Source organism: Petrotoga halophila DSM 16923 (genome assembly GCF_002924615.1).
Genome location: NZ_JALY01000038.1, coordinates 1 through 11,469, shown reverse-complemented (window position 1 = coordinate 11,469; position 11,469 = coordinate 1). Strand labels below are relative to the sequence as shown.

General features: G+C 34.9%; 15 protein-coding genes. 3 read left to right on the top strand and 12 right to left on the bottom strand.

Annotation, left to right across the window (positions count from 1 at the left end):
• The 6 genes from AA81_RS01680 to AA81_RS01660 form a co-directional block, all read right to left on the bottom strand.
• Positions 1-493 (bottom strand): ABC transporter ATP-binding protein (locus tag AA81_RS01680; RefSeq protein ID WP_146050315.1); only part of this gene is annotated, 493 nt, incomplete at its 3' end.
• 27 nt (positions 494-520) lie between these two features.
• Positions 521-1,594, bottom strand: a complete 1,074-nt coding sequence (locus tag AA81_RS01675; protein ID WP_103897976.1) for a branched-chain amino acid ABC transporter permease — start codon at positions 1,592-1,594, stop codon at positions 521-523.
• A 2-nt stretch (positions 1,595-1,596) separates the two neighbouring features.
• Positions 1,597-2,511, bottom strand: coding sequence for a branched-chain amino acid ABC transporter permease (locus AA81_RS01670; RefSeq protein WP_103897975.1), 915 nt, complete (start codon positions 2,509-2,511; stop codon positions 1,597-1,599).
• A gap of 74 nt (positions 2,512-2,585) precedes the next feature.
• Positions 2,586-3,716, bottom strand: a complete 1,131-nt coding sequence (locus AA81_RS01665) for an ABC transporter substrate-binding protein (protein ID WP_103897974.1) — start codon at positions 3,714-3,716, stop codon at positions 2,586-2,588.
• A gap of 451 nt (positions 3,717-4,167) precedes the next feature.
• On the bottom strand, positions 4,168-4,314 hold the full coding sequence (locus AA81_RS14100) for a hypothetical protein (RefSeq protein WP_155811035.1): 147 nt from the start codon (positions 4,312-4,314) through the stop codon (positions 4,168-4,170).
• 4 nt (positions 4,315-4,318) lie between these two features.
• Entirely contained in the window at positions 4,319-4,879 is a 561-nt protein-coding gene (locus tag AA81_RS01660) for an ABC transporter ATP-binding protein (RefSeq protein WP_012208115.1), read from the bottom strand.
• A gap of 91 nt (positions 4,880-4,970) precedes the next feature.
• On the opposite strand from AA81_RS01660, the gene AA81_RS01655 reads away from it, so the two are divergent.
• Positions 4,971-6,119 carry an RNA-guided endonuclease TnpB family protein gene (locus AA81_RS01655; RefSeq protein ID WP_103897973.1) on the top strand — a complete coding sequence of 383 codons (1,149 nt, stop codon included), beginning with the start codon at positions 4,971-4,973 and terminating at the stop codon, positions 6,117-6,119.
• A 322-nt stretch (positions 6,120-6,441) separates the two neighbouring features.
• Here the strand turns inward: AA81_RS01655 and AA81_RS01650 are convergent, their stop codons facing one another.
• The 6 genes from AA81_RS01650 to AA81_RS01625 form a co-directional block, all read right to left on the bottom strand.
• Positions 6,442-6,840 (bottom strand): secondary thiamine-phosphate synthase enzyme YjbQ, encoded by a 399-nt coding sequence (locus tag AA81_RS01650; RefSeq protein WP_103897972.1) that lies wholly within the window; start codon positions 6,838-6,840, stop codon positions 6,442-6,444.
• A 19-nt stretch (positions 6,841-6,859) separates the two neighbouring features.
• Positions 6,860-7,021 (bottom strand): hypothetical protein, encoded by a 162-nt coding sequence (locus tag AA81_RS14095; protein WP_169999577.1) that lies wholly within the window; start codon positions 7,019-7,021, stop codon positions 6,860-6,862.
• Between the two features lie 111 nt (positions 7,022-7,132).
• Entirely contained in the window at positions 7,133-7,954 is an 822-nt protein-coding gene (gene minD / locus AA81_RS01640) for a septum site-determining protein MinD (protein ID WP_103078040.1), read from the bottom strand.
• A gap of 174 nt (positions 7,955-8,128) precedes the next feature.
• Complete coding sequence (locus AA81_RS01635) at positions 8,129-8,311, bottom strand: ferredoxin (RefSeq protein WP_103065168.1); 183 nt, start codon at positions 8,309-8,311, stop codon at positions 8,129-8,131.
• A 137-nt stretch (positions 8,312-8,448) separates the two neighbouring features.
• A complete protein-coding gene (locus AA81_RS01630) occupies positions 8,449-9,381 on the bottom strand; it encodes a D-2-hydroxyacid dehydrogenase (protein WP_103078039.1) in 933 nt (310 codons plus the stop codon).
• Between the two features lie 6 nt (positions 9,382-9,387).
• Positions 9,388-10,536, bottom strand: coding sequence for a pyridoxal-phosphate-dependent aminotransferase family protein (locus AA81_RS01625; protein ID WP_103897971.1), 1,149 nt, complete (start codon positions 10,534-10,536; stop codon positions 9,388-9,390).
• Between the two features lie 138 nt (positions 10,537-10,674).
• On the opposite strand from AA81_RS01625, the gene AA81_RS01620 reads away from it, so the two are divergent.
• Both AA81_RS01620 and AA81_RS01615 read left to right on the top strand, forming a co-directional pair.
• On the top strand, positions 10,675-11,070 hold the full coding sequence (locus AA81_RS01620) for a L7Ae/L30e/S12e/Gadd45 family ribosomal protein (protein WP_245863360.1): 396 nt from the start codon (positions 10,675-10,677) through the stop codon (positions 11,068-11,070).
• 16 nt (positions 11,071-11,086) lie between these two features.
• Positions 11,087-11,469: translation initiation factor IF-2 N-terminal domain-containing protein (locus AA81_RS01615; RefSeq protein WP_211292622.1), on the top strand; the 383-nt coding region annotated here is incomplete at its 3' end.

Sequence of the window (11,469 nt, the reverse complement as noted above, 5' to 3'; positions counted from 1 at the left end):
ATCCATATGGAAAAGAGTTTGCCTTGTCAATAGCGTAAATTAACAATCCGAATTCTTCTAGAAGAACCCAGGCTTCATTTTGCATTTTTTTTTCCACCTTTAAAAAGTCAAGAGGTTTTAAAAAACTTTTAAAAAGCCAAATCCAACTCTTCAATTTCAAATGTTGAGAGACTAAAACATTTTCTAGAACTGTCATATCTTTAAACAAACGAATATTTTGGAAAGTTCTAGCAATTCCCAACTGAGTTATTTCGTGAGGTTTTTTAGAATTTATTTTTTGTTTCTTAAATAAAATTTTTCCAATGTCTGGAGTGTATATACCGGTGATCAAATTGAAAAGAGTGGTTTTCCCCGCTCCATTGGGACCTATTAGACCAAGTAATTCTCCATTTTTTAAATAGCCATTGAAATTGTTAACAGCTATTAAACCTCCAAATTTTTTGGTTACATTCTCAAATTCTAAGATATATTCGTTATTGTTTGTATTACTCATTGGAAGCCTCCTTGGGATTTTTCTAAGTCATTCATCCTCTCTCATTCTATTTTTGTTTTTTACCTTCATTATCAGTTTATAAATGCCATCCCATGTTATTTCATTTTTTCCCATTATGCCTCTTCTCCAAAATAGCATTATAATTATGAGAATGAGAGATAAAACCACCATTCTCATTCCGGGGATACCTGGTATGTAGATAGAGCCAATCGATATGGGTTCTTCTAGAACTCTAAGGAACTCTAGTCCTACTGTATAAAGTGAGGCTCCTATGATAGCCCCACTGATACTCCCAAGCCCACCGATGACCACCATTATTAATATTTCAAAGGTTTTTTGAAACATGAAAGATTTAGGATCAATGGTAGTGATTAAGTGAGCCCATAATGCTCCACCAACTCCGGCAAAAAAAGAACCAATTACAAAAGTAACTACTTGATGTGAGAAGACGTTAATTCCCATAGATTTAGCAGCAACCGGATCTTCTCTTATTGCCTTTAAAGCTCTTCCATAACTACTTTTAACTAAACTAGAAATGAAGATAACAGTTATTAAAGCAAATCCCCAAGTCCACCATAGGTTAGAATATTGGGGAATGCTTTTTAAACCTAAAGCCCCATTTGTGATAGACCAGGTATTATTTGCAACGATTCTAACCACTTCACCTAAACCGAGGGTTGCGATGGCTAAATAATCTCCAATTAATCGAAGAGATGGGGCAGCAACTAAATATCCAAACGCTGCGGCTACCAGTCCCGCAATTATAATTGCAGGTAAGAAAGGGATTTGGATAACATTTAAAGGGTATATTAAAGGTTTTATCAAAAAACTTATTTCTTTTTGAGCAGGAGAAAGTGTTAAAATGGACGATACATATGCCCCAATTGCGATGAATCCAACATGCCCTAATGAAAAAATGCCTGTAATACCGTTAATAAAGGTTAAACTTACGGCGAATATTATATTAATTGCCATCAAATTCAATATCAAAATTAAATAATCACTCGCTTTGTTATTTGCTGTCAACAGTAATAAAAAGATTGCTAAGATAAAAAGAATAGTCAAAAAGAATTTGGCCTTAAAAGTTAGAGTTTTTTCCATATTTACACCTTCTCCCCTATTTCAACACCGAGAAGCCCGTTTGGTTTTACTAGAAGAATTATTATCAAGATAATATATGCAATAGCGTCTCTATATCCTGCTAAAGCCGGCAAGAATGCGACTATCATTATTTCTGCAACCCCTAAAATAAAACCTCCAAGCATAGCCCCTGGAATACTTCCTATTCCTCCGACAACAGCAGCTATAAATGCCTTTAAACCGGGTATCATACCGGTATAAGGATAGATTTGAGGGTATTTCATAGCCCAGAGAATACCCCCCACTGCTGCTAGAGCAGATCCTAACATAAAGGTTTGAGAAACAGTTCTGTCGGTGTTTATGCCCATTAATTTGGCAGCAGTAACATCTTTAGAAACCGCTCTCATAGCCATGCCGGCTTTTGTTCTATAAACTATCCAAATCAATATAAGGAGTGCAAGAATAGAAGCACCTATAATAATGAAGGTTAATAAAGGTATCCTTACATCTCTAAATTTTAATACTTGTGCAAACTGTGTTGGGTAAACTCCTAATTGTGGATTGAATGATTTTGCTCTTCCACCAAAAACAACTATAGCGAAGTTTTGTAAGAAGAATGATACACCAATTGCAGTGATTAATCCTGAGATCTTGGGGGCATTTGCTTTTCTTAAGGGTCTGTAAGCGACTCGTTCGATTGTAGCACCTAGTAGGGTTGTTAAAACAATAGCAAAAATAAAAGCTGCCCACCATGGAAATAAAAAGAGAGTAACTGCGTAAAAAGCAAAATACATGCTAAAAGTAAAAATGTCACCATGAGCAAAGTTTATTAAATTGAGTATGCCATAAACCATTGTATAACCTATTGCAATAAGTGCGTATATGCCTCCAAGAGAAATAGCGTTTGCTAGATGTTGAAAGAACATTTGGATAGTCAATTATGAGCCCCCTTTCTGGATCCAAGAAAGTGTAGCCATCTCATTTTGTGAGATGGCTTTAATATTGTTAAAAATCACATGCTGGGTCTTATAACGGTACGGAAAACAAATTGTCCATTTTCAACCATGTTTATTACCGCTGGTTTTATAGGGTTTCCAGAACCTTGAGGATACGTAATTGTACCAGCGACACCAGGAAAGTTTTTAGTTTTTGCTAAAGCTTCTCTAATTTTTACAGGATCTGTAGACTGTGCAGACTCAATAGCGTTAACTATTACCATGTAAGCATCATACGCCAAAGCACCAAATGCGTCGGCTCTTCTGTTGTATTCTTTTTGATAAGCCTCTACAAAAGGTTTAGTAGCAGGGGATAACTCTGCATCCTCGTGGAAGTAAGTTGTATAAGATACTCCTTCTACGTATTCTCCACCAATTTGTATTAGTTCAGGTGCGTCCGCACCATCTCCAGCGAACATGGGACCTGTGAAACCTAAATCCCTGGCTTGTTTACAGATTAAGGCTATTTCAGCGTAGTACCCTGGCATAAAAATAGCATCTGGATTTTTTGAAAGCGCGTCCGTAAGTTGAGCGGTGAAATCTTGATCACCGGTTGTATAAAATTCTGTGAAATAGGTTCCCCCAAACTGTTCAAAAGCTTTTTCAAAATAATTGGCAAGTCCCACGACGTAATCTTGAGCTACATCGACCATTATGGCGACGTTTTTAGCTCCAAGTTCTTCCCAGGCAAATGTTGCAAGTAGAGCACCTTGCAAGGTATCCTCAAAACAGGTTCTGAAGACATACTTTTTGTTTTGGGCAACTAAAGGGTTAGTGGCGGTGTTGACCACCATTGGTATTTGCCTTTCTTCTGCTATTGAAGCTGCAGCTAATGCTGCTGAACTGGTTGCAGGCCCAATGACTGCTACTACCTTTTCGTGATCTATAAGCCTTCTTATCGCGTTGGCTGATTCTGCTTTGTCCGATTTATTATCGACAGCTACGACTTCAACTTTGATTTCTTTACCTCCAATGTTGACTGTTGGTTTCAACTTGTTGGCTAACAATACACCATCTCTTGACATTTGGCCATACCCAGAGACAGGTCCGGTTAGTTCGAAGTTCATACCAATTTTGATAACTTCTTGACTAAAGAGTGTGAAGGTCATAATAACTACCAAAAACACCAAAACAACAGTTTTTCTCATGTTTTTCCCCTCCTCATATAATATGTGTGGATGTTATTTTACTAAAAAATAATGTAGAAAAAATTTTCATGGTCTTTATCTTATGTGAACTAAATTTCATAAAAATATATATTTCTCTAACAGAAAAGAAATTAAACAGTAATTTTCTTAATTATACAACAAATAAATTTATAATGCAACTTTTTTTGCAGTCTTGTGCAAAACGTTTTATTTATAATGTTTTAGAAGTACTTTCCATATTCTCATTTGTGAGGTAAATGACATGTAAAAACTGGGCAGAAGGTAGATAATTGATTTATCTACCGTTCTCCTACACCACCAATGAACACTCTTTGCTTTCAACTACTGATTGCCGCTACCTCTACTCACGAAGAACTTTTACCACTTAGATTTTATCTATACGCACTAAAAAAGAGGCCTTTAGGCCTCTTTTTAAAGTATTTGGTTTAAATTAGTCGTCGTAATAAGGACAATCTTGGTATCTTTGCTGGTTGAATCTTTGGTAGTTTTGGTATCTTTGGAAATCTTGGAAATCTTGAAAATCCTTGTACTGTTGATATCTTTCTTCGAAATCTTGAAAAGTATGAAATAGTTTCAAGGTTTTAAGCCGTTACTCCTAGATAAGTTTTCCTAACTTCATCGTTTTCTAAGAGATCTTCTGCCGGACCTTCAAGAACAATTTTTCCAGTTTCTAAGACGTAACCATAATTAGCGATTTTTAACGCACCAACAGCATTTTGCTCTATAAGCAATATAGTTACTCCCTGTTGGCTTATTTTTTCTATAGTTCCTAAAACCTCTTTGACTAGAATTGGAGCTAGTCCCAGAGATGGTTCGTCGAGCATTAGAACCTTTGGCCTTGACATTAACCCCCTTGCAACCGCCAACATTTGTTGTTCCCCTCCAGAGAGTGTACCCCCAAGTTGCTTAAGTCTTTCCTTTAATCGCGGGAAAAGTGTAAGTACCCAATCGAAATCTTCGTTTATTTTTTCAGAGTCTTTGCGAGAATACGAACCTAATCGGAGGTTTTCTAAAACAGTGAGATTAGGGAAAATACGTCTACCTTCAGGAACTAGGGCTATCCCCTTTTCTACTATTTTGTGAAAATCCAACGAGAACACTCTCCAATTTATTGGAGAGATGATAGCTAGCTTCAAACACAAAACGAATTTGAATCAAAAAATGTTGTTAATTATATGTATATGTGATACAATTGTATTATATCATACAATTATCGAATTAAGGTGATTGAATATGCTTAAAACATACAAGTTTCGTATATATCCAACTAACGAACAAATTGAGAAATTTAGCCAACATTTTGGACATACTCGATTTGTTTACAACCTATTCTTAGAGTTTGCTAACAAGGCATATAAGAATACTAAAACGTATACTAATTATTATATGTGGGCTAAAGTGCTTACGGTTCTTAAAAAGACAGAGAAGTATCGATGGTTGAATGATGTCAACTCTCAATCATTACAACAGTCTATAAAAGATTTAGAAAGTGGGTTTAAACGTTTCTTCAAGAAACAGAGTAAATACCCGAAATTTAAAAAGAAATCAAGTAGACAATCTTTTAGAGTTCCTCAACATATACAGTTATATGAAAATGAGAATAACGATAAATATGGAATTCTATTCGTGCCAAAGTTTAAAGAAGGTATCAAAGTAAGAGTCCATCGGAAAATAGATCCAAATGCAAAGATAAAAAATTGTACTTTCATTAAAACTCCAACAGGTAAGTACTTTGTCTCTATAACATTCCAAGTAGAAGGTTCTTACCCTGAAAGAGATATAGACTATGAGAACTCAATCGGTATGGATATGGGATTGAAAGATTGTGTGGTACTATCCGATGGAACAAAGTATCAAGCTCCTAAAGTTTTGTCTAAATACGAAAGAAAACTAAAACATGCATATAAAAAGTTTTCAAGCAAAGAACAAAGGTCAAAGAATTGGGACAAAGCAAAATTAGAAGTTGCTAGAATACATGAGAAAATAAAAAATACACGAGAGGATTTTCTACATAAACTAACAAAAGAAATCAGTGAGAACCAAGCTGATGTCTTTGTTGTAGAAACTCTCAACATAAGAGGCATGTTAAAGAATCACCACTTAGCTAAAAGTATCTCAGATTTAGGATGGTACAAATTCAAGACGTTCCTAAAATACAAAGCAGAAAGACTAGGTAAGAAAGTAATCGAGATAGGAACGTTCGAACCTTCGTCTAAAACTTGTAGTGTATGTGGGTATAAGAACGCAGGTTTAAAACTTTCTGATAGAGAATGGGTATGTCCTGAATGTGGAACTAAACATGATAGAGATATAAATGCTGCCGTTAACATTAGGCAGTTTGGATTAAAACAGGCATTTGCAACACTGCCTTACGGCAGATAAGGAAACAGCTAGTCACTGTATAAACTGACTCTACCCCAGGGACTGGGGAAAGTAAAGCCTTTGGAGACTGTGTAAGTCGAGCACCCTTAGATTCATTCTAGGATGTTTCGCAACGGTCGCTGAATTAGGAAGCTTACCTCTTTAGAGATAAGTAGTTCACAATGCAACTATTTTGCTGATTTGTGCAAAATGTTTTTTTATAATGTATTAAAAATACTTTCCAAATTCTTATTTGCGTAGCAAATGGCAAGTAGATAAAAAAATTGACCAGATTATTTCTGGTCAATTTTTGTTGTAATAGAGAATTATTAACTTCAATCTTTTAACCTTCGATGATTTTTACCCTAAAATTTCTGTTTCTTGGACCATCGAACTCACAGAAATAAATTCCTTGCCATGTTCCCAATAAAAGCTTTCCGTTTTCAATAATTAAGGTCAATGATGATCCAACGAGCGTTGATTTTATATGCGAGTCAGCGTTGCCTTCAAGATGAGAATATTCTTTACTTTTAGGGATTTTATCTCTTAGAAAATCGGTGATGTCTTTCCTTACAGAAGGATCTGCGTTTTCGTTGACTGTTACGGCGGCAGTTGTATGGGGGACATATACTATCAAAATGCCTTCTTCTATTTTTGAACTTTCGACACTCTCTTGAATATAGCTGGTTATGTCGATCATTTCTTCTCTATTATGTGTTTTTAAAGAATAAGTGTATGTCATAATCTTCAACTCCTTTTTGTTATTGGTAAATTATATTAGCAACAATAGTAATAGAATTGCCTTCTTTGGAGACATGTACCTTAACATCTTCTTTTTTTACTGACAGATGTTTAACAGCATAATCTTTTATATAGTTTATCACGAAATCCAACTCTTCTTGTTTGACGTTTTCAAATCTCATTTGACTCTTTCCTCCATTTTTTCGATCGGAGGCACTTAAGAAAGAGTTCATTCTTTTTATTGCGGTCTCCCTGCTTTTATTCTTTTTTCTTTTGAAAGGCCACATTTACCTTCACCCTCTTCTGAATATTTTTTTGATGAATTCCATAAATCCTTGAGGGGCATGGTCAACATCTATCAAATCTTTTTCTAACGGCACATCTTTTCCTAAGATTCTATCGCTTATATTATTGAAAACCGAATAAAGTTTGGCTCTTTGGTTCGTTGATATTGGAGCTCCTTCGTTAGAAGAAAGTAAAATTTCCTCACTATCAGGTATGATTCCAATTAAATTCAGTGCTAACGCTTCTTTAATGTCATCAGCAGAAAGCATTTCGTTTCTTCTAACAAGTCTCAATTTTAATCGATTTACAATTAGTGAAATGTGGTCGTCTGTATAGCCTTGATTTTCAAGCAACCCTACGACTCTATCTGCGTCGCTTATAGCAGTCAGGTCTGGTGTAGTAACAACGATAGCGTGTTGTGCAGATGAAACAGCATTTTGGAACCCTCTTTCTATTCCAGCTGGAGAATCTATAATGATATAATGGAAATGTTTAGAGAGTTTAGAGACTATATTGCTCATATCTTGGGGAGACATTAAATCTTTATTGGCAATCTGAGAAGAAGCCAATAAAGAGAGATTTTTCAATTGCTTGTGTTTTACGAGTGCTTCCATAACAGTTTTGTTACCACTTACAACATCCATTATAGTGTAAACTATTCTGTTTTCCAAACCCAAAATCAAATCCAGATTTTTTAATCCAATATCTGCATCTATAAGGCAAACATTGTAACCTTTTTTTGCTAAAGTGGCCCCCAAATTAGCTACGATAGTAGTTTTACCAACTCCTCCTTTTCCGGAGGTAATAACAAACACCTTTGCATTTTCCATCTCTACCCCTCCACTAGAAAACTTTGCCCATTATTAATTATAAGATAGAAGTTTTTATAAGTTAAAAAAGTTAAGATATTCTAAGGGCTAAACAGATTATACTACAAATTGATTAAAAAATAAAAAATCGGGGAAAAATCCCCGATTAATTTAAAAACTATTTTTGTTGCCTGTTTATTCTTCGATACTTATGGCTTCAGTTGGACAAGCATCTATGGCATCTTGCACACATGGTGCGTCACTTTGTTCATCAATAACTTCGGCCTTTCCGTCATCTCCCATTTGGAATACGTCTGGGCATAAACTTTCACATATAGCGTCTCCTATACAAGCTTCTTTGTCAATAACTATCTTCATAGCTACACCTCCAAATAGTTTTTAAAAAGTTCTTTTTCTATCTGTTACATATACTACTAATTAAAACCATTTGATTATACCATAAATCTACACAATTAAATTTAAAAATTGATTTAAGAAAATATAACTACATTGAGTTAGTTCAGTTTCCTAATTTCTTCTACCACTCTGTCTACTATATTTATTCCAACTCGTTCTTGGGCTTCTTTTGTGGAAGCACCTATATGGGGTGTGGCTACAACGTTTGGTAAAGCAAAAAGTTCCTTGTAGAGATCACCCTTTGGAGGTTCTTCTTCGAAAACGTCCAATCCTACTCCAAGGAGCTTACCATTTTTCAGATATTTCAGCACAGCATTCTCGTCGAGGACACCTCCTCTTGCAGCATTAATTATTACTGCACCATCTTTCATCATTTGGATTTGGGGTTCACTTATAAAATGATAAGTTTTTTCGTTTTTTGGAATATGTAAAGAAATAACATCAGAATTTTGGAGTAATTCTTCTAAAGATACCTGTCTAACGTTATAATGCTTTAGCTCATCAGTACTTATATTAACAACATCAAACACCAGAGTATTGGTTTGGAAACCTTTTAGTAATTTTGCCAAATTTTTTCCTACATAGCCAAAGCCGATTATACCGAAGGTCTTTTCGGACAACTCCAATCCTTTTAGTTGTTTTTTCTCCCATTGTTCATTTTTTAGACCGATCGTTCCTATTGTAATATGTCGATAAATATCTAAAACCATTCCTATAACCAGTTCTGCAACGGATAAAGAATTTTGGCCCGGCGTATTTAAGACCGTTATACCTTTCGATTTAGCCGTGTCAACATCTATATTATCTAATCCCATACCCGCTCTACCTATGATCTTTAACTTATCTGCATGTTCTAATATTTCTCTCGTCACCTTAGTTGCACTTCTTACAATCAATACGTCAATTTCTTTAATCTTATCTTTAAGAACATCTTTTTCAAAATGTTCCGATGTGATTTCTACATTAGGTAATTCCTTTTGTAATTTTTTTAATGCATTTTCATCTAAAGGGTCGTTTATATGAATTTTCATCGTTCTTCAAACCCCCTCTTTCATAAAAACTTCTTCGGCAGCTTTTACACCTTTACCTAGTTCAACTTCAAAGCCAAACTTGTTAAAAGCCATTTCCAAGGCACTTACCGCAACAATAACATCAAATTTTGACATGTAACCAAGATGGGCAATTCTTATTATTTTTCCTTTTAGCTGTGATTGACCACCCGCAAAGGTTACTCCCCATTCATCTCTCAAAAATTTAACAACTCCTTTACCATCAACATTTTGTGGTACTTTTATTGCTGTAAGAACATTTCCAGGTCTTTCTGCAAAAAGTTCTAAGTTCATAGCTTTGATAGCAGCTCTTGTTGCTTCAGCTAAGATTCTGTGTCTTTCCCAAACATTTTCAATTGTTTCTTCTTTTAGCATCTCAGTTGCTTTTAATAACTGGTAAACGAGGTTAACAGGAGGAGTATAAGGAGAATCTGGGAAGCTCTTTTTATATGCTCTTAAGTCAAAGTAATATCTATGGTTATTAGAATTTTCAACAACTTTCATCGCTTTATCACTTAAAGCTATCATTGCTACGCCAGGAGGCATCATAAATCCTTTTTGAACTCCAGTAATTACAACATCTATGTTCCATTCATCCATTTTTAAAGGTTCGGCCAACATTCCAGAAATAGCATCAACAACTAAAACTGCATCGGTTTCTTTTACAATTTCAGCTATTTCTTTGATGGGATGTACAACCCCTGTAGAAGTTTCGCTTAAGGTGGTGAAAACAGCTTTTGTTTCTGGATGATTTTCTAGTTCTTTTTTTATTTGTTCTACTCTAACATATTTTCCCCATTCTATATCGATTTCTACTAAATTAGCCCCGTAAGCTTTACATAATTCGCACCATCTTTCTCCAAATTTACCTCCATTTACAGCGATAGCCGTATCTTCTGGTGAAATAAGGTTAGCAACTGCAGCTTCCATTGCTCCTGTTCCGGAAGCGGCTAAGGTGTATACGTTATTCTTTGTTTGAAAGAGATATTTAAGATTTTCTAAGGCTTTGTTTTGAATTTCCAAATATTGTGGGGTCCTATGATGGATGGTGTCCTTTGCACCTTCCAATAAAAGATCGATTGGAACAGGGGTTGGCCCTGGAGCCATGAGATAGTTCTTTCTTATTAACTTTGCCACGTATATCCCTCCTCTAAGAATTGTGAAAGTTTTCTTATAGTAATTTTACCATACTTTTTAAATATCAATATGGATCTTTTTTATCCTTTTTTGAGTTTTTAAGGTATTTTCTTAAAATGTAATGAAAAAATATTTTGAATGACAGCAATAAAATGTTATAATAGAAAAAGAATGAAGGTTTCACAAAAAAGAGGATTTGAAAACAACATGGGGAATGAGTATTACTTAAGGGAACAAAAGATCTTGAGCTATATGGGCTTTGCTGCTAAAGCCAATAAGATTGTTTATGGTAAGCAAGGGTTGAGGAATTATATTCGTTCATTTCAGAAGAAGAAGGTAATACTTATTCCAAAGGATACTGGATCAAGAGTGAAGTTAGATGTAATAAAACATTGTCAAATTTTTGATGTACCTTATATAGAATTGAACTATACAAAGTCAATTTTGGCTAAAGCTCTTGGTAAACAAAATATAAGCGTCGTTGGAATTACAGATGAAAATATTATCGAAGGAATATTGAAAATGGTCCAATAGTGGAGGTGGTTTATAAGTGTCGAAGACCCGAATATACGAAGTCGCGAAGGAGTTAGGAATGAACTCTAAAGAATTAATGGAATTTTTGGAAAAGGAATTAAATATCTCTGTCAAAAGTCATATGAGCACTATAGAAGAGGAAACGGTGCAAGCTATTAAGGATCTTATTGAGGAAGAAAGGCAAGCTAAAAAGGAAGTAAAAAAGCAAAAAGAACCGCCAAAAGAAAAGAAAAAGACTCCAGAAAAAATAAAAGTCAAGGAAAAATTAGAAGAAGAACCTGTCGAAGAAAAGCCCGTAAGAGAAGTCACTATAACTACGCAAGAAATAACGCTTGATATTTTAGCGAAACGCCTCGAATTAGAACAAAACGATATTATAAAAGATATGTTTATGAAAGG

Bases quoted from the DNA above. Each gene is read 5' to 3' on its own strand.
- AA81_RS01675 (WP_103897976.1), bottom strand. From the start codon at position 1,594: ATGGAAAAAACTCTAACTTTTAAGGCCAAATTCTTTTTGACTATTCTT.
- AA81_RS01665 (WP_103897974.1), bottom strand. From the start codon at position 3,716: ATGAGAAAAACTGTTGTTTTGGTGTTTTTGGTAGTTATTATGACCTTC.
- AA81_RS01655 (WP_103897973.1), top strand. From the start codon at position 4,971: ATGCTTAAAACATACAAGTTTCGTATATATCCAACTAACGAACAAATT.
- AA81_RS01650 (WP_103897972.1), bottom strand. From the start codon at position 6,840: ATGACATACACTTATTCTTTAAAAACACATAATAGAGAAGAAATGATC.
- AA81_RS14095 (WP_169999577.1), bottom strand. From the start codon at position 7,021: ATGAGATTTGAAAACGTCAAACAAGAAGAGTTGGATTTCGTGATAAAC.
- minD (WP_103078040.1), bottom strand. From the start codon at position 7,954: ATGGAAAATGCAAAGGTGTTTGTTATTACCTCCGGAAAAGGAGGAGTT.
- AA81_RS01635 (WP_103065168.1), bottom strand. From the start codon at position 8,311: ATGAAGATAGTTATTGACAAAGAAGCTTGTATAGGAGACGCTATATGT.
- AA81_RS01630 (WP_103078039.1), bottom strand. From the start codon at position 9,381: ATGAAAATTCATATAAACGACCCTTTAGATGAAAATGCATTAAAAAAA.
- AA81_RS01620 (WP_245863360.1), top strand. From the start codon at position 10,675: ATGACAGCAATAAAATGTTATAATAGAAAAAGAATGAAGGTTTCACAA.